Consider the following 18,627-nt stretch of genomic DNA (forward strand, 5'->3'; position numbering starts at 1 on the left):
AAGATTAAAGTCCAAAACGGTATTGAAGACCTCCTAAAACCTGTGTACGACTTCCTAAAAATCCTGTTTCAAGTCTAAGCATTATATGTTTGTTATACTGAAACTGCGTTCCAACAATAAAATTCCACATATCTTTTGGTGACTTTTGGAGTGAATATTGAATTGTCGAAGAATCTGCAGTACTTAAAGCTCCGTCTAGAGTAGTTAAAAAAGTACCTGCTCTTTCTAATGCACGGTTTGCCGTATTATGTTTAGCAACATTTACTGGATTTGCCTGTTGGGCCGGAGTTAAGCCATTCCACCAATTATCCACTTTTGTTTGGTTTTCAGATACTTTTGTCAAACCGTCATCAACTTTGGTCTGAGCATTGCTAAGATCAAAAATATCCGATAAAGCTATATTTCCTTTTGTTCCTCCTTCAATATGAACTCTAAAACCGCCAACCCATACAGCGATATTTCTTTCGGGTTTACGAAGTTTAAAAGTTTTACCTAATCTTGGACCAAATATGTAAGAGAAAGCCGGTTTGTCCAGCGCATCCACATCGCTCCAGGACATATTCATATCCAGTGCCAGCCAGCCTCCGCCAATACCAATGGTTGGAGTCATACCAATTCCAAATGTGGTAGCGTCAAAATTTGCTTTTGTATTAAAACTTGCAATCTGAGACCAGTTATTATCAGCGTCAGGAATCCAAATTCCAGCATTGATTTTAGTTGTTGGTTTTGCTTTACCAAAAATTCCGTAAATATTTAAGAAAGGAAGCAGCCAAATATCTGGTCTAATAGTTATAGCACCTGCTTCTACAGAAGATTTATCAAAGCGAACAATTTCGTCTAAGTTGTAAAGTGGACCGTTATTGAACCCAACCTCCAGATTTTTTATGACGATTTCAGAATCCTGCCAAAAGTAATTTACAGATAATCCGGCAGAGTAAGGTAAATTATAACCTTTTTGGGCCACCTTCTGACCCCAAATTGGTAAAGAATAAGGATATTCCACTACTTTAAGACTGTCTTTAAGCTGTTGGTTTTTCTCTCCTACGATTTTGTCGGTATAAACCTGACCAAAAAATTGAATACTTGATAATAAGAAAAAGGCTGATATTAATCTTTTACATTTCATTTATTAGGGGTATTAGATAATTAATAAAACTGCGTAAAATAAAATATGACTTGTGTATTCTTAAAATATAATTTGGGCTGTAATTTTACTTTTGTTTGTTTTTGGCGTAGATTTTTGAATAAAAAATATGTTATTTCATGTTAAAGTTAACTAAATTTTCTTTTGCCGAAAATAAAATTTAAAGAAATATGATTAAAAGTCAATTGATTATGTTTTTTTTCAAAACTGAATTAAATAAAGTATTATTTTTACACTCATGAGATGGATAGCAATTGTAATGTCAATTTATTTGATGGCACTTTCAAATATGCCCTGCGCAGATATGGAAGTAAACAGCGCTATGCATAAAACAGCTCAGTTTTCATCTGAGGATAATCATTCTCATGACAAACACAATGATTTATGTTCTCCATTTTGCACCTGCAATTGCTGCAGTGCACAAGTTTTAAGCTATCAATCAGTTTTAAGTCTTGAATTTCCTGCCGCATACAATCTTATTTCTATTCCTTTACCCAATTATCGTTCTGTTTTTGCTTCTAATTTCTACGGAAGCATATGGCAGCCCCCTCAAATAGCATAGTGATGCCTGTTTCCGAAAATTCGGAATTCGGGTTAGAGAGTTGTGGACTACCACAGGTTTATAAGACATATTCTTGTCTCATTTCTCATGTTATTATTTTATTCAAATGCTAGATAAAATCATTCAATTTAGTATACGAAACAAATTCGTTATACTATTATTTACCCTTGTTTTAATAGCTTGGGGAAGCTATTCACTTAAAAATTTACCGCTCGATGCTTTGCCCGATGTAACCAATAATCAAGTGCAGATTATTACAACAGCCCCAACTTTGGCAAGTCAGGAAGTGGAGCAGTTAATTACGTATCCGTTAGAACGAGCTGTCAAAACCGTTCCGGATATTATCGAACTCCGCAGTATTTCCCGTTTTGGACTATCTGTTGTAACCGTTGTGTTTGAAGACGATGTTGATATTTACTGGGCACGCGAACAAATTTTCCAGCGTTTAAAACAAGCCGAAGAAAATATTCCAGATTATGTAGATTCTCCAGAATTAGCACCAATTTCAACTGGTTTGGGAGAAATTTACCAATATGATGTTTACGCTAAAAAAGGGTATGAAAACAAATACAGCGCCGTCGAATTAAGAACCATTCAGGATTGGATTATTATTCCGCAATTACAGGGAGTCCGTGGTGTTGCTGAAGTAAGTGCCTGGGGCGGAAAACTAAAACAATACGAAATTGCCGTTAACCCTAACATGCTGAATAGTTTAGGAGTTACGATTACTGAAATTTTTGAGGCATTAGAAAAGAATAATCAAAATACCGGCGGGGCTTATATTGAGAAAGATCAATATACTTATTTCATCCGTGGCGTTGGAATGGCAAAAGGTGTTAAAGACCTTGAAAATGTTGTAGTGAAAAACCGAAACGGTTCACCAGTTTTGGTGCGTAATGTGGCTCAGGTTCGCGAAGGTGTTGCATTGCGCTACGGCGCTTCTACAAAAGACGGAAAAGGCGAAATCGTTTCGGGTTTGGTATTAATGCTAAAAGGAGAAAACTCAAGCGCTGTTGTCAACAGGATTCACGACAAAATGGCTCAAATTAATGAAAGTCTTCCCGAAGGAGTTGTTGCAGAAGCCTTTATCGACCGAGGAAAACTCGTTGATAATTCTATTAAAACAGTTGCAAAGAATTTGCTAGAAGGTGCTTTAATCGTAATTTTTGTGCTGATTTTATTTTTAGGAAATCTTCGCGCAGGACTTATTGTAGCATCTGTAATTCCGCTGGCAATGTTATTTGCGGTGATTTTAATGAATGCCTTTGGCGTAAGCGGGAATTTAATGAGTTTGGGGGCAATAGATTTCGGAATCATTGTCGATGGTGCCGTTATTATTGTAGAAGCAACCATGCATCATCTTCAGAAAATCAAAAATAAAAAGGAATTGACGCAGGAAGAAATGGATGATGAAGTGTATAATTCGGCTTCAAAAATCAGGAATAGCGCTGCTTTTGGAGAAATCATTATTTTGATTGTTTATCTACCTATTCTAGCCTTGATTGGAACTGAAGGAAAAATGTTTAAACCAATGGCAATGACGGTTAGTTTTGCCATCATTGGAGCTTTTATACTTTCATTGACTTACATCCCGATGATGAGTGCTTTATTTCTGTCTAAAAAAACAGAGCACAAATCCAATTTTAGTGATAGAATGATTGCGTGGCTCGAAAATAGTTATACGCCTTTGCTTAATAAGGCTTTAAAATTTAAAAGAGTTGTTCTTACAACTGCAGTGGCATTATTTGCTTTAGCATTTATTATTTTCCAAAATATGGGAGGCGAATTTATCCCGACAATTGAAGAAGGTGATCTAGCAATAAATGCTACGATTATGACAGGAAGTTCGCTGACGCAGATGGTAGAAACTGCAACCAAATATGAACAGCTACTAAAAGCAAAATTTCCTGAAATAAAAACCATCGTAACCAAAATTGGAAGCGGTGAAATCCCAACCGACCCTATGCCGATTGAAAGCGGTGATTTGATTATTGTTTTGAAAGACAAAAAAGAATGGAGAAGCAAATATCGTAATTGGGAGGAATTGGCAAATGCGATGAAAGAAGAAATGGAAGTGATTCCCGGAGCGAATATTGAAATTTCTCAGCCCATTCAGATGCGTTTTAACGAATTAATGACCGGAAGCCGATCTGATATCGCCATCAAGATTTTTGGCGACGATTTAGAGATTCTAGACGCGAAAGCGGCAGAATTAATTTCGAAAATAAAAAGTATTGAGGGAATAGGAGATTTAAAGGCCGATAAAGTTACAGGACTGCCTCAGATTACCGTTAAATACGATTATGACAAAATTGCGCTTTACGGACTCAATATTTCAGATATCAATCAAATCATTCGTTCTTCTTTTGCGGGAGAAAGTGCTGGAAAAATCTACGACGAAAGTAAAAGATTTGATGTCGTGGTGAGAATGGATGAAAACAACCGAGCCGATATTACAGATGTCAGCAATTTGTTTATTCCGCTTCCAAACGGCCAGCAGGTACCGCTTTCTCAAGTCGCTTCAGTTGAATATGAGCAAGGTCCTGTACAGGTCATCCGCGAAGACGGAAAAAGAAGAATTACGGTTGGCTTAAATGTTCGCGGAAGAGATATTAAAAGTGTAGTTGAAGAAATTCAAGCAAAACTCGATAAAAACTTCAAGCTTCCAGTAGGATATTACGTAACGTATGGCGGACAGTTTGAGAATTTAATCGAAGCCACACAAAGGCTTTCTGTTGCTTTGCCAATTGCGCTAGGGCTGATTTTGGTATTGCTTTATTTTACATTCAAAAGTATCAAACAAGCCCTTTTAATTTTTACCGCAATTCCGTTGTCTGCAATAGGAGGTGTTTTTGCGCTTTCGCTGAGAGGAATGCCTTTTAGTATTTCGGCAGGAATTGGATTCATCGCCTTATTCGGAATCGCAGTGCTGAACGGAATCGTATTGATTTCGTATTTCAATCAATTGAAATCAGAGGGAATTTTAGATCCGCTTCAAAGAGTTTTTATCGGAACCAAAACAAGATTACGTCCCGTTTTAATGACAGCTGCTGTAGCTTCTTTAGGATTTCTGCCAATGGCATTATCGACAAGCGGCGGGGCAGAAGTGCAGAAACCTTTAGCAACAGTAGTAATCGGCGGCTTATTCTCAGCAACAATATTGACATTAATCGTTTTGCCGATTTTGTATTTAATGCTGGAAAGTGGTTTTAAACGCAAAGAACACTAAGGTTTACGCAAAGCACACAAAGAAAAATTTTAAAGAAATGAAAAAATTACCATACAATCTAAGAAAAACAACCTTTGCGAACTTCGCGCATCCCTTGCGATCTTTGCGGTTAATTGCATTCCTGTTAGCAAGCACGCTAATATCAGCGCAAACCAAAATATCTTTAGAAAAAGCAATAGAACTTGCCAAATCAAACAACATCGACTTAAAAATTGCTGATAAAGAAATAGAAAAACAAACCGTTTTAAAGAAAACTGCTTTTCAGCCAGATCCGTTACAAGTGCAGTATCAGGGCGGGCAATTCAATAGCGTTGATTTTGATCATAATGTTTCTGTACAGCAGTTTTTTCCGTTGGGAAACATTACCAAAGCCAATAGGCAATTACAGGAAGAACTCGCAAAATTGGCTGAAAAACGAAAAGCTTTATCTTCTTATGAAGTCGAAAAAGCAGTAACTCTGGCGTATTATCAATATTTGTATGGAGTTTCAATTCAGAAATTAAACTCAGAATTAAATGAAATTTACACCAAATTTTTAAAAAACGCCGAACTCCGTTTTAAAACGGGAGAAAGCGGTAATATCGAAGTGATTAGCGCCAAAGCCAAAGTAAAAGAAATAGAAACCCAAAAAGCACAGCTAGAATACGACTTGGCTATTTACCAGAAACAGCTTCAGTTTTTTGTTCAGACCAATAAAAACATTATTCCAGATGAAAATACAGCTTTGCAATATACTTTCGTAGAAAATCAAGAAACCTCGAAAGCAGAACTTCTGATGACCGATTTCTATCAACAGCAAATTTCGGTTTATCAAAAAGAAGCTGGGACTTTTAAAGCTTTGCGAACTCCGAAAGTAGGTTTAGGATATTTTGCGCAAACCATTAATACAGAATCGTTGTTTCAAGGTTTTACAGCAGGATTACAGATTCCGTTGTTTGGAGGTGTTAACACAACCAAAGCGAAAGCGGCTGAAATCAGTATTTCGCAGTCCCAAATGGCTTTGGATAAAAATAAAATGATTTTAAATCTGCAAAAAGAAGAATTACAGAATAATTTTAAAAAGCACCAGAAAAACTTAGCTTATTATCAAAATGAAGGTTTGCAGTATGCCAATCAGATTATTGATACAGCACAAAAAAGTTATGCCAATGGCGATATGAGTTATTGGTCGTATATCAGTTTTTTAAATCAGGCGATTGATATTAAAAAACAATTTGCAGAAGCGACTCACAGCTATAATCAAAGCGCCATCGAACTCCAATTTCCAACCATCAAAAACAATTAAAATGAAAATAAATTTAACCGCAAAGATCGCAGAGATTTTATCGCAGAGTCCGCAAAGAAAGTTAGCCTACAGCTTACTGCTTATAGCTTACTGCGGAATTTTAAATTCTTGCAATGAAAAAAAGACAGAGGAAATACACGAAGAAGAAAAATCACAAACGGAAGTTGCTTTAACCGAATCTCAATATAAAACTGTAGGTATTGAAACAGGATTTGTAGAAAACAGAAACCTGAATAAAATCATCAAAGCCAATGGCTACACGACAGTTCCACCGCAAAATTCCGCTGAAGTTTCGACTTTAATTGGGGGAACGGTAAAAGATATTTATGTTTTGGAAGGAACATTCGTCAACAAAGGAAAAGTTTTAGCAACCATTCAAAATCTTGAAGTAATTGAAATGCAGGAAGATTATCATTCGGCTTCTGCCAATGTCGAATATTTGCAGTTAGAATACAACCGCCAGAAAACCTTGAGCGATGAAAATGTAAATCCGAGAAAAGTATTTCAGGAAGTAAAAGCAAAATTAGCAGCCGAAAGAGCGCGTGCGCAGGCAGCCAAAAACAAATTAGAAGCTTTACATGTTTCCATAAAAGGAAGTTCGTCTCTAGTTCCAATTGTAGCTCCGATAAATGGTTACGTTGGGAAAATTAATATTGCGAAAGGCGCTTTTGCCAATACTGGAGTTTCGCTTTTTGAAGTGGTTGACAACAGCCAGATGCATTTGGATTTGAATGTTTACGAGAAAGATTTGGGTTCTATTTCGGTAGGGCAGGTAATTGATTTTGTATTAACGAATCAGTCCAATAAATCCATTAAAGGAAAGATTTTCGGAATCAATAAATCTTTTTCTAACGAAAGTAAAACCGTTGCCGTTCACGCCAAAATCGATCCTGCCGATGCCAAAGGTTTGATTCCTGGAATGTATGTTTCTGCCAATATCAATATTACAAATGCAACCGTTCCTGCATTACCAAAAGATGCTGTAGTTCGAAATGCAGATAAGTATTTTGTTTTTGTACAAGAAGAATCGCATACTGAAGAAAAACACAAGCATACCGAAGGCGAAAAAGAAGAATCTCATGAAAAAGAAATTCATTTTAAAGCAGTTGAAGTAATGCCAGGAACAACAGATTTAGGTTTTACAGAAGTGAAATTTGTAGACAAAATCGCGTCTGATGCTAAAATCGTTACCAAAGGTGCTTTTTATCTGCTGTCAGCAATGAAAGGCGGAGGCGAGCATGAGCATTGATTGTTTTAAGATTCTGAGGTGCTAAGATTCTGAGATGCTAAGTTTTTTTAATGCTGAGATTTGGTAGCAAAGTAGCAGATTCTCCAATTTTTCATTTAATAATTAAATTGAATTGCCTACAGCTTTAGATGGAGGCAATTCAAAATATAAAACTTAGTGCCTTAGCGCCTTTGTGGCAACAAACAAAATGCTTAAATTTAGAACATTAATTTATTCAAAGGTTAAACTTGCAGCCTGAAACAAATAAACTTGAAACTTTCCCATGATGCATCAAGATAAAGAAGTTAAAAATATAAAAAGTAAACCCAAAACTACCTGCTGTTGTTCGCATGACGAACCCGAGCATTCTGATAATGATGGGCACGACCACGACCACGACGGACACGATCATGAACATAATGTAGAAGGCAGCTGGTTTAAATTGTTTTTACCTGCCATAGTTTCATTCGTTATATTATTGATCGGAATTGCCTTTGATAATTACTTTCCACAAAGTTGGTTTACAGGATATGTGAGAACTATTTGGTACGCCATTGCTTATCTTCCAGTTGGGCTTCCTGTTTTGAAAGAAGCTTATGAAAGTATCGTAAAAGGAGATGTTTTTTCAGAATTTTTCTTAATGTGTATTGCCACAATTGGTGCGTTTGCTATAGGAGAATATCCAGAAGGTGTTGCCGTGATGTTATTTTATACGATTGGAGAAACCTTTCAAGGAATGGCAGTTAATCGGGCTAAATCTAGTATTAAAAGTTTATTAGACCAACGTCCTGATGAGGTTCATGTTTTAGAAAATAATGTGTCAGTAAAAGTCAAAGCCAAAGACGTTCAAATTGGCGCTGTTATTCAGCTTAAAGCAGGAGAAAAACTAGGATTAGACGGCGAATTATTATCAGATTCGGCTTCGTTCAATACAGCGGCTTTAACAGGAGAAAGCAAACCCGACACTAAAAAGAAAGGCGAAACTGTTCTGGCAGGAATGATAAATAGAAACACTATTGCAGAAGTAAAAGTAACAACTGCTTATAACGACAGCAAATTGTCTAAAATTCTTGAATTGGTGCAGAATGCAGCAACAAAGAAAGCTCCTGCGGAATTATTCATTAGAAAATTTGCAAAAATTTATACACCAATTGTAGTATATCTGGCGATTGCTATTTGTCTGCTTCCCATGCTTTTCGTAGATAATTATGTTTTCAGCGATTGGCTGTACAGAGCTTTGGTCTTTTTGGTAATTTCTTGTCCTTGTGCTTTGGTAATCAGTATTCCGTTGGGTTATTTTGGAGGAATCGGTGCTGCCAGTAAAAACGGAATTCTGTTTAAAGGCAGTAATTTTCTAGACAGTATTTCGACGATTCAGAATGTTGTTGTTGATAAAACCGGAACTATGACCGAAGGTGTTTTTAAAGTGCAGGAAGTCATTATAAAACCTGAATTTGATAAAGAAGAAATCCTGAAGATGGTCAATGCTTTAGAAAGCCGAAGTACACATCCCGTTGCAACTGCAATTCATAATTATGCGGGACAAATTGATACTTCAGTTGAATTGAAAGATATTGAAGAAATCTCGGGACACGGTTTAAAAGCTTCATATAATGGAAAAGAACTGCATGTAGGGAATTTTAAGCTTCTGGATAAGTTTTCTATTGCTTACGACATTGATCCGACATCAATAGTGTACACTACAATTGCAATTGCTTACGACCAGAAATTTGCAGGTTATTTAACCATTGCCGACGAAATCAAAGTTGATGCCCAAGAAACGGTTACCAAACTAAAAACTTTAGGGGTTAAACTAACCATGCTGAGCGGCGATAAAACAAATGTGGTTCAATTTGTAGCTGATAAACTCGGAATTGTAAAAGCTTTTGGGGATTTGCTTCCAGAAGATAAAGTCAACAAAGTCAACGAAATTAAAGCCAGAAACGAAACTATTGCTTTTGTGGGCGATGGCGTAAATGATGCACCCGTAATCGCTTTAAGCACAGTGGGAATTGCAATGGGAGGTTTAGGAAGCGACGCCGCAATTGAAACTGCTGATATTGTCATTCAGGATGATAAACCGAGTAAAATTGCAATGGCCATAAACATTGGGAAGCAAACCAAAAAAATCGTCTGGCAGAATATCACTTTAGCTTTCGTCGTAAAAGCTTTTGTTTTAATTCTCGGCGCGGGCGGACTGGCAACAATGTGGGAAGCTGTTTTTGCTGATGTTGGAGTAGCTTTACTAGCAATTTTGAATGCTGTTAGAATTCAGAAGATGAAGTTTTAATTTGTACCAAAAAATAAAAGCCCATTTCCCAAAGAAAATGGGCTGATTAGATTTACAGATTTAGGACAATTTACAAACTAACTAAATTATTTCGGCATTTCAGGAACCATAATTCTTCTTGTTGGCGTACTCAAAGTTTCAATAAAAGCCAGAAGATCGCTTATTTCTTCTTTATTTAAATTCAGTTTTTTAAGTGCAGGATCTACTTTCGGAATTAAGGAATCTCTCGCTGTTCCAAGATATTTTTTCTGAACTGGCGAAGGATTTCCTCCATTATACAATTCTACCACATCTAAAAGAGTAGGAAAATGCCCGTGATGCATCCAAGGTTTTGTGTTTACGACTTCACGCAATGTTGGCGTTCTGAATTTGCCAATATCTTTTACATCTTTGGTAACATTATAACGGCCAAAATCTTCATTTTTTGTTCCGAATAAAGTCTGACCGTCATTATGAAACTGATTATCGCTGAAATAAGGCGTATTATGACAATTGATGCATTGTGCCTTAGTTCTGAACAAATGCATTCCTTTAACCTGAGAATCAGTATAAGCCTCTGATTTTCCGCTCACAAATTGGTCAAATTTACTTTTCGGACTATTGATTGATCTTTCAAAAGTCGCTATCGCATATTGAATTCGTTCTAAAGTCACTTTTTTATTTCCAAAAGCGGCAGTAAATAGTTTATTATAACCTTTAATCTTCGCAATTTTATCAACGGCAATCGTCAGTTTTTCATTCATTTCTAGCGGATCTGAAACAGGAAACTGCGCCTGATCTTCTAAACTGGATGCGCGTCCGTCCCAAAATAAGGAAGTGGCATACGCCGAATTTAAAATTGTCATCGAATTACGTTTTCCCGTTTGGCGATCATGCCCGAAAGAACGCGTCAAATTATCCGTCCAGCCCAATTCCGGATTATGACAGGAAGCGCACGCAATTTGTCCGCTTCGGGATAACCTCGGATCAAAAAATAAAATCTTTCCCAAACTTTCTTTTTCCTTAGAATATGGATTATAAGCTGGATAAGGAACCGCAGGAAGTACTCCAATATCCTGAAATTTAGTTTTATCGACACTTTCATGCAATTCCGCAGCAGGCCATTTTGAAGCATCACCGCCAGAATAAATTTTTCGTAATTCCTGAACATCAATATAATCTGGTTCTTCAACGCTTTTATAAGCCGACAAACCCAGCAGGAATAGGAGAGGGAAGATTAGTTTTTTCAATTTGCTTTGTTTTTTTATGTTTTTGTTTTTTTTTTGTTTCAGGTTTCAGGTTTCAAGTTGCTGCAGAGCGTGAAACTTGAAACCTGAAACTTTATTTTTTTGTTTTACCCGCCAAAAGCTTTGTCAAAGTTTTAAACTTTGACAAAGCTCTATCGCAATCAACCATCAACCATCAACCATCAACCATCAACCATCAACCATCAACAATTAACCATCAACAATTAAAGAGTTACTTCTTTCGGGCATTCAATACTTAAAGGAGTTGGTTTGGTATAAACTCTGTTATTGTACATTCTGTATTGCGTAGAAACAGTTCCTCCAAAAAGTTTATCATTTGTTAGTTTTAGTTCAAATGAAATTTCGTATAAACCATTGCTGATTTCTTTGTAAGTTCCATCTCCGGAAATAGCTATAACATGTGTATTTGTGGCACTCGATCCGATAGTAATATCCTGCGGAATTACGAGAACTGTTCCTTCTGTTTTGCTGTTTCCGTTTGCTGGGAAAAACTCTAACGCTGAGGTGATATTAAATCCAGGAGAAACTGCAGCTGAATTACTTTCATTTGAAAACCATCTTTTTAAGCCAAAAGAATTAACTGTATTAGTCCCAGTTGAAACATTAAATCCGATTTTGAAAGCGTCGTGGTAAACATCGTCATTTGGATTTGCTGTCCCTTTATCGCTGTATAAAATAGCATTTTCGTTATCTTTTGTTACAATAACCGGAAAAGTTAAAGCGTTAAAAGTCTGCCATGTACAGTTTCCATTATTATTGAACCAATGTTCGCCGTATGTCAAATAAAAGGCATTGGTTGGATCTGTAAATTTTGATGCGGGATACGCCTGAACATCTCTTGGCGATTTTATAGGTTTTACAATAGTAAGATTAATACTTCCGGTGGCGTTATAATTTGGAATATTTACTAATGTAATTTTTGATTCATAACGAGCATCATCATTTTGAATATCTTCAAGCAGTGTTAAATGATAATTGATGGAACTTCTGTTGTCACCAAAATCGTCATGCGTTAATGAATATTCAAAACCATTTTGGAATTTGAAAATAGATGCATTTTCTATTTCAGAAGGGAAAAATCCGTTAGGGAAATTTACTTTAAAGTCAATAGTTTCGCCAACTTCTCCTTTGATCACATATTGGTTAACAGGAAAGGTGTAATTGGTTGCAATTGTTCCTAAATCAATTTTAAAAGTATCATTTGGATAGGTTGAGTTTAAATTTCCGATATGAATTTCTGGATCTGAAACGGTTTCTAATTTTAAAGTAATACTTTGGTTAGCAGTCCATCTTTTATCAAAAGAAACAGCGATAGTATCGGTTAGTTTAGTTCCCTGAAAAGTTAACTGATTAACTGGATTTACTGTAAAACTTTCGTTATCACCTGTTGATGAAACTGCACTAAAATTGGCAGTAACCGTATTTTTTAAGTTACGAGTTGTTAATGCAACTGGCACTTTCAATGTTTTTACTGAAGTATTTACGTAATTAGACACAGGAGCTAAACTTCCGTTTACAGTTGGATATTCTACAGGTGTATTATCGCTTTTTACCAAGAAATTGAATCTTAAAAACGGATCAATTTCAGAACCTAATTTATAGTCATCTTTTGAACAGGAAATAAATAGTACTCCTATGAACAATATGCTAAATATCTTAATACGAGTCATTTTGTTGAAAGTTAGGGTTAAGATTAGTGTTGAATGTTGGTATTGGCAATACAAATTTTAAAGAAGGATATGTCACGCTGCAGCTAGTTGAAATACAGCCGTCATTTCTTGAAATATTCTTATGATTGCGAACAAGATCAAAAAATAAATGACCTTCAAAGCAAAGTTCTTTTCTTCTTTCTAATAAAATATTTTCTTTAAGATTCACCGTACTAGTTAATAATGCAGCATTTGCACGGGCGCGGATAATGTTGATATCTGCCATAGCGATATCCGCTCTGTTGGTTTCATAAGCAGCTTCGGCACGTATTAAATACATCTCACTCAATCTGAATGCAACATAACCCGCATTATTTTGGAATTTTCTAGTGAAGTTATAATTTACAGGAGCTAAAACGCCATTTACTAAAGTCTGCAATGGCTGCGTCAGGAATAATTGTTTTCTTAAATCCGAATTTTCATAGAGATTAACCAAATCATCAGATGCGACATATTTATTATAGCTTGTTGCCGATGTATATCCAAAATAGCTTGCCATAGAACTACCAGCAACACCCTCAGAATCTTTTGGAATCGAAAATTCTAATAAAATTTCAGATATAGGAAGATCTGTTTTTGCCCATTCTGCAAGATAATTGTCTTTTTCTACTAGTTTAGCTCCAGAATTTGTAATGACATCATTTGCAGTTTCATAAGCGTTTGTCCAGTCGTTTTTTTGTAAATATACTCTCGCCAGTAAAGCCTTAGTACTGTTAACATTAAAGTAAGAATATACAGATCCGTTAAGTAACGAACTTGAAGAGTAATTACTAATAGCCTCTTTTAAATCGTTTATAATTAAATTGTAAGTATTAGCAGCAGTTTCTCTGGCCGGGTATTGTATTCCTGCTTTAATTGATTTTGTGTTGTAAACAATTCCTAAATGAGAAGCATCTGGAGTATAATTATAATCTTGGCTGTAAACAATCGCTAAAAGAAAATGTGCATAAGCTCGAATTGTCATAGCCTCGGCCGTAATTTGATTTTTTTCTTCTTCTGTAGCATCTTTTAGGGCAGGTGTGTACTCTAAAATTAAGTTGGCTTGATTTATAATATCATAGCTCCCATCATAAAATGATTTGAAGTTACTGGTTAGCGCTAGATCTTCAAAAGAATAAACCTGTTCAAGATTTCCCGGCGGCGAAATTTGACCTCTGCTGGTTCCTGAAGCTGTTGGTGTAAATTTTATATTTCCTCCTTGTAAATCGGCATAAACAGCAAAACGTTCGCCTCTTACATTGGCTTCAAGTTCTGTATAAAGACCTGTTAAGGCAGTAATTACACCTTGCTTATTCTGCAAAAGCTCATCAATAGAAGTTTGTGTTCCAGGTTCTTGCTCCAAAAAATCACTACAGCTTTGTAATGAGAAAATCAGAAAAAATAATGTGATGTATTTTGAATATTTCATTTCTTTAAAATTTTGCATTAAGTCCCAGAGAAATTGTTCTTGCCTGAGGATAAATAAAACTATATTCACGTATTCCGTTCATTCCTTTCGGACTTTTTGCTTTATACCAATATGCCACATTTGAAGCATCTGCAAAAACAGCAAGCGAATCCAGAAAAGTATTTTTCAGGGGTACATTATAACTCAAATTAATGTTGCTGATTCTAACATAAGTTCCGTCATAAACATATTTACTCAAGTTTGAAAGAAGAGGAGCAGAGGTAACTGCTGATTGCGAAACAATATCTCCAGGATTTTTCCAGTGGTCTGCCGCATTTACAGAAAGATTTCTATTTAGAGTATTGGAATATTTATCGATATAAACATCAGAAATAAAAACATCTCCTCCAAGTTGAAAATCTCCTCTAACCGATAATGTCAGATTATTGTAAAATGTGAAGTTGTTGTAAAAACCTCCATATGCATCTGCCTGAGTATCTCCAATCGGCACCCAGTCTGCAACGGTATGAGTATCATTGTATGTTTTTGTATCGTAAATTTGTCCATTCTTTTCGACAAGATCTCTTCCAGTTGCGGGATCAACTCCAACCCATTTTACCCCCCACAAAGTGGTAGTGCTGTAACCAATTTTTTGAGCTAAAGCGACGTTTGCTAATGCATAGTCACTTCCCAAACCTTTTAGATCTGTTACTTTGCTCTCTACTGTAGAAATATTAAATGTCGTAGTCCATTTAAATGGCTCGCTTTTGATCCATTTAATTCTGGTCGTAAGTTCGAAACCTTTGTTGTACATACTAGAGGCATTTAATTGAACAGAATTATATCCAGTTTCTGTAGGAATATCTCTAGTCGTAATTAGATCACTTTTATTATCATAATAATATTCAAGTGTTAATTCGATTCTTTTAAAAATATTAAAGTCAAAACCAACATTAAACTTTGTATTTTTCTCCCAGCTTAAATTGCCGTTTGGCGCGGCTCCCGTAGTTGCTCCAGAGTTACCATTATAACCGTTTTGACTAATATTATATAAACCTTTTGATCTGTATGAACCAATTCTTGAGTTACCTGTAGAACCGTAACTTGCTTTAAATTTTAAGAAATCAATCCAAGTGTTTGATTGTAAAAAGTTCTCATTACTGGTAATCCAGCTTAAACCAGCACCTCCGTTGAGGGCAACATTAGTATCATCTCCAAAAACCGAGCTCTCGTCGCGTCTTAAATTGGCTAGAACATAATAACGTTTTTTATAGTTGTAATTTACCTGAGATAAAAAGGAAACTCTAGAATTATAACTGATTTCATTTCGATACGTCTGACCGCTTTTCGATTCGTCAACTAAAGGCGTTGCTAAATTATCGTCCCTAACCGCATCGGTCACTTTATTAATCTGATGTGGATTTACGAATCCAACTCCAGATTTATAATTAAAATCTGTTCTGTCTTCAGACAATTCAAAACCCGCAACACCATCAATTTCATGATTTTCATTTAGTTGTTTATTAAACAAAACCTGTCCCTGCCAGTTCCATTTTGTAGAATTTCTTTGATTTAAAATTCTGCGTCCCCATGCAGGATATAGAATTCCGTTAAGTGTAAAAGTTCCATTGAACTGACCACTTTCGTTTGCAGCAGAAAAGTAACGATCTTGCTCTTTATCAGTGTAGTCCATTCCAAAAAGTGTAGAAAATTTAACTGCTTTACTAAGCTGATACGATAAATTCAAACTTCCTAAAAGACCATATGTCTGTGTTTCATTTTTATTTTGTTCAATAGCTGCCAGCGGATTTCCTCTCGTCATACCGCTCACTCCTAAATCTGCGTAAGAACCGTCATTATTGTAAACTGCAAGAGTTGGTAAATAGGCAAAACTAGCAAAAATGTTTGGAGCATCTTTTTGAACATAACTTGGGTTAAGCATTAAATTAGCACTCCATTTACCCGAATTGTAACCTAAATTGATTCCTGCATTTAGTTGTTTGGTTTCATTTCCTAATTGAGGTTCGTCAATTTTTAAGTAACTTACGTTAGTACGGTATGAAAATTTTGAAGTAGCACCAGAAACATTAAAATTATACTTATTATAGATTCCTGATCTGTTTAAAACATCAAACCAATCTGTATTAACACCGTTATAAGCAACAGGAACATAGCCCGTAGTGGTATTTTTCATGTACTCATTTCTAAGATCTGTAAATTGCTCGCCACTTAGATATTTTATTCGGTTAATAGCTGACGAAATTCCAAGCTGGTTAGAAAAACCGAATTGTGTTTTCCCTTTTTTCCCTTTTTTAGTAGTAATTAAAATTACTCCATTAGCACCATCTGCACCGTAAATACCAACTGCTGCAGCATCTTTTAAAACCGATATGGTTTCGATATTTTCTGGAGCAATTTTCATCAGCGGATTGGCTAAATTTTCTGCAGAATCTCCTTTTCCATCAAAAACATCACTGTCTATTCCAAATTCCTCGCTCATTACCACACCATCTACAATTATTAAAGGCTGAGTAGAAGTTCCCGTTTTTGCTCCTGTTAAAGATGATAATGTTCCCTGACCGCGAATATTAATTTTTACCGGACCACCAACACCAGAAGTATTTTCAACCATTACCCCGGCAATTTGCCCTGTAATCATTTTATCGATGCTTTCTGAAGCTTGTTCTACCGCAATATCTTTGGCATTTAAAGTCGAAATACTTCCTACAATTTCCTCTTTTAATTTTGTAGTTCCATAAGATGAAGTAATAACAACAGGATTTAATTCGTCTGTAGTTTCCTGAAGATAGAAAACAAAATCTTTATTATTTCCTGCTAGTTTTGACTGAGATTCCATTCCTAAAAAACCAACTTCAAGTATAAAATTCTGGATGTTATTTCCTTTTAACTGATAAACAAATTTTCCGTTAAAGTCAGTTATAGCACCCATTCCAGTTCCTTTTATACGTATAGTTGCGCCTGGAAGCGGTTGTTTGTCTGTGGCATTATAAACCGTTCCGCTGATGAATCGTTCGGTTTCCTGCGGTGTGCCAGAATCATTTGTAGAACTTGCACTGGTCAGTAAAACCTGCTTTTTCTGAATGTAAAAAGAGATATTTTTTCCGTCAAATAACTTAGTCAAAGTGGTTTCCAATGATGCGTTATCAACATTAATATCGGCTAATTGTTCCGCATCAATTTTTCGGGCATTGTAAATAATCCTATAATCGGTCTGCTGTTCAATCGATTTGATAATTAGGCTTATAGGTTTGTTTTTTACATGTAATGTAATGGTTTTATTTTGAGAAAAAGCTGAAAAACAGGATAATAGGAAGCCTAAGAAAAATAGAATTTTTCTTAAATTGGAATGTATCGTAAATGTCATGTTTTATTTAGTTATGGAAAATTGGTGTTATGGTTATGGTGTTTTGTTTAATAGAATAATTGAATGGCGTGTCACGTTTTAGAAGCTCTAAAATATTGGCGACACTAGACTCACTGATTTTTATTGAACCTGTAAAACTCTGTTTGGCCAAAACAGTATTTTCGTTGATAATTTCAACGTCATAAGTACGTTCGATAATTTTTGCAATAGTAGAAAATGGGGTATTTTGAAATACAAGTTCGCCTTGAGTCCAAGCTTCATAAACAGCTGTGTCAACTGTTTGTGTTATGATTTTTTGCGACTCATTCTGCCACACTGCCATTTGGGACGGCTTAAGCAAAACGGCATTTAAAGGATTGTCTTTTTCAGACATTTGAATACTTCCTTCAACCAAAACACTACTCACAGTTTTGTCTTCAGGATATGCACTCACATTAAATTTTGTTCCGAGAACTTCAATATCAACTTCATCAGAATGCACTATAAATGGATGCTGTTTGTCTTTGGCAACCTCAAAAAAGGCTTCACCAGTTAAATAAACATTTCTTTTTCCATTTATTCCAAATTGCTCCGGATAACGCAAAGTAGTTCCAGAATTCAAACTCACAAACGTACCATCTGAAAGTGTAAGCTTAAATCTTTTGCCATAAGGAACTGTAAGGGTATGGTAAGAAACTTCCTTATCAAGAACTTTTCCGAAATAAATAATTCGGTCTGAAAATTTTCGGGCGATTAATTCGCCTTTACTATTGACTAAATTATTCTCATTTTTCTGCGTGAAATATTCAAAACTTCCATCGCTTAATTCCAGAACAATTTCTTTAGAAGCTGTTGTTCTTTCATTAAAATAAAAAGCGAGCCCTGCTAAACCAATTAAAACCACAAGAACGGCCGCGTATCTAAAATACTTTCTTGCATTGTTTTTTGGTTTCAATGCCATTACGGAAGCAGTATTAGGTGAAATAGTTCCACTAATTGCTGTTAAAGTCCAAGTCTTTTTTAAAGTTATAAATTGACTTTTGTTTTCTTCTGAAGCATCAATCCAATCAAAAAGTTCTTGAACTTCTTGTTCTGAAGCTTCATTAGATAAGTATTTATAAATTAGTTCCGATGTCATAAATGCGTTTTTAAACTTGTCGCTATAGTTAGTACACCTCAGAA

At 35.7% G+C, this 18,627-nt stretch carries 11 protein-coding genes; 5 read left to right on the forward strand and 6 right to left on the reverse strand.

Features of this window, described 5'->3' with window-relative positions; genetic code table 11:
• Positions 1 to 4 precede the first annotated feature (4 nt).
• Complete coding sequence (locus QMG60_RS13940; RefSeq protein ID WP_057118349.1) at positions 5 to 1,126, reverse strand: hypothetical protein; 1,122 nt, start codon at positions 1,124 to 1,126, stop codon at positions 5 to 7.
• Positions 1,127 to 1,382: 256 nt separating this feature from the next.
• On the opposite strand from QMG60_RS13940, the gene QMG60_RS13945 reads away from it, so the two are divergent.
• The 5 genes from QMG60_RS13945 to QMG60_RS13965 all read left to right on the forward strand — a co-directional run bounded on the left by QMG60_RS13945 (position 1,383) and on the right by QMG60_RS13965 (position 9,738).
• The gene (locus QMG60_RS13945; protein WP_241774389.1) at positions 1,383 to 1,706 is read left to right on the forward strand and encodes a DUF6660 family protein; all 324 of its coding nucleotides are present in this window, start codon (positions 1,383 to 1,385) and stop codon (positions 1,704 to 1,706) included.
• A 106-nt stretch (positions 1,707 to 1,812) separates the two neighbouring features.
• On the forward strand, positions 1,813 to 4,935 hold the full coding sequence (locus tag QMG60_RS13950) for a CusA/CzcA family heavy metal efflux RND transporter (RefSeq protein WP_281865315.1): 3,123 nt from the start codon (positions 1,813 to 1,815) through the stop codon (positions 4,933 to 4,935).
• A 37-nt stretch (positions 4,936 to 4,972) separates the two neighbouring features.
• The gene (locus QMG60_RS13955; RefSeq protein ID WP_281865316.1) at positions 4,973 to 6,220 is read left to right on the forward strand and encodes a TolC family protein; all 1,248 of its coding nucleotides are present in this window, start codon (positions 4,973 to 4,975) and stop codon (positions 6,218 to 6,220) included.
• 1 nt (position 6,221) lies between these two features.
• Positions 6,222 to 7,469, forward strand: coding sequence for an efflux RND transporter periplasmic adaptor subunit (locus QMG60_RS13960; RefSeq protein WP_281865317.1), 1,248 nt, complete (start codon positions 6,222 to 6,224; stop codon positions 7,467 to 7,469).
• 262 nt (positions 7,470 to 7,731) lie between these two features.
• Complete coding sequence (locus tag QMG60_RS13965; protein WP_281865318.1) at positions 7,732 to 9,738, forward strand: heavy metal translocating P-type ATPase; 2,007 nt, start codon at positions 7,732 to 7,734, stop codon at positions 9,736 to 9,738.
• A gap of 86 nt (positions 9,739 to 9,824) precedes the next feature.
• Here QMG60_RS13965 and QMG60_RS13970 read toward each other — a convergent pair whose 3' ends face one another.
• The 5 genes from QMG60_RS13970 to QMG60_RS13990 all read right to left on the reverse strand — a co-directional run bounded on the left by QMG60_RS13970 (position 9,825) and on the right by QMG60_RS13990 (position 18,583).
• Positions 9,825 to 10,967 carry a cytochrome c peroxidase gene (locus QMG60_RS13970; protein ID WP_281865319.1) on the reverse strand — a complete coding sequence of 381 codons (1,143 nt, stop codon included), beginning with the start codon at positions 10,965 to 10,967 and terminating at the stop codon, positions 9,825 to 9,827.
• 221 nt (positions 10,968 to 11,188) lie between these two features.
• The gene (locus QMG60_RS13975) at positions 11,189 to 12,655 is read right to left on the reverse strand and encodes a hypothetical protein (protein WP_281865320.1); all 1,467 of its coding nucleotides are present in this window, start codon (positions 12,653 to 12,655) and stop codon (positions 11,189 to 11,191) included.
• Positions 12,642 to 14,102 carry a RagB/SusD family nutrient uptake outer membrane protein gene (locus tag QMG60_RS13980; RefSeq protein WP_281865321.1) on the reverse strand — a complete coding sequence of 487 codons (1,461 nt, stop codon included), beginning with the start codon at positions 14,100 to 14,102 and terminating at the stop codon, positions 12,642 to 12,644. The genes QMG60_RS13975 and QMG60_RS13980 overlap by 14 nt, the downstream gene beginning before the upstream one ends.
• Positions 14,103 to 14,106: 4 nt before the next feature.
• Positions 14,107 to 17,466, reverse strand: coding sequence for a SusC/RagA family TonB-linked outer membrane protein (locus QMG60_RS13985; protein WP_281865322.1), 3,360 nt, complete (start codon positions 17,464 to 17,466; stop codon positions 14,107 to 14,109).
• A 7-nt stretch (positions 17,467 to 17,473) separates the two neighbouring features.
• Entirely contained in the window at positions 17,474 to 18,583 is a 1,110-nt protein-coding gene (locus tag QMG60_RS13990; protein WP_057118342.1) for a FecR domain-containing protein, read from the reverse strand.
• Between the last annotated feature and the right edge of the window lie 44 nt (positions 18,584 to 18,627).

It is taken from the genome of Flavobacterium sp. GSB-24 (assembly GCF_027924665.1).
Lineage (GTDB): Bacteria > Bacteroidota > Bacteroidia > Flavobacteriales > Flavobacteriaceae > Flavobacterium.

Excerpts from the sequence above, each read along its gene's own strand:
- QMG60_RS13960 (WP_281865317.1), top strand. The coding sequence starts at position 6,222 with ATGAAAATAAATTTAACCGCAAAGATCGCAGAGATTTTATCGCAGAGT.
- QMG60_RS13980 (WP_281865321.1), bottom strand. The coding sequence starts at position 14,102 with ATGAAATATTCAAAATACATCACATTATTTTTTCTGATTTTCTCATTA.
- QMG60_RS13955 (WP_281865316.1), top strand. The coding sequence starts at position 4,973 with ATGAAAAAATTACCATACAATCTAAGAAAAACAACCTTTGCGAACTTC.
- QMG60_RS13950 (WP_281865315.1), top strand. The coding sequence starts at position 1,813 with ATGCTAGATAAAATCATTCAATTTAGTATACGAAACAAATTCGTTATA.
- QMG60_RS13975 (WP_281865320.1), bottom strand. The coding sequence starts at position 12,655 with ATGACTCGTATTAAGATATTTAGCATATTGTTCATAGGAGTACTATTT.
- QMG60_RS13965 (WP_281865318.1), top strand. The coding sequence starts at position 7,732 with ATGATGCATCAAGATAAAGAAGTTAAAAATATAAAAAGTAAACCCAAA.
- QMG60_RS13945 (WP_241774389.1), top strand. The coding sequence starts at position 1,383 with ATGAGATGGATAGCAATTGTAATGTCAATTTATTTGATGGCACTTTCA.
- QMG60_RS13985 (WP_281865322.1), bottom strand. The coding sequence starts at position 17,466 with ATGACATTTACGATACATTCCAATTTAAGAAAAATTCTATTTTTCTTA.
- QMG60_RS13940 (WP_057118349.1), bottom strand. The coding sequence starts at position 1,126 with ATGAAATGTAAAAGATTAATATCAGCCTTTTTCTTATTATCAAGTATT.
- QMG60_RS13990 (WP_057118342.1), bottom strand. The coding sequence starts at position 18,583 with ATGACATCGGAACTAATTTATAAATACTTATCTAATGAAGCTTCAGAA.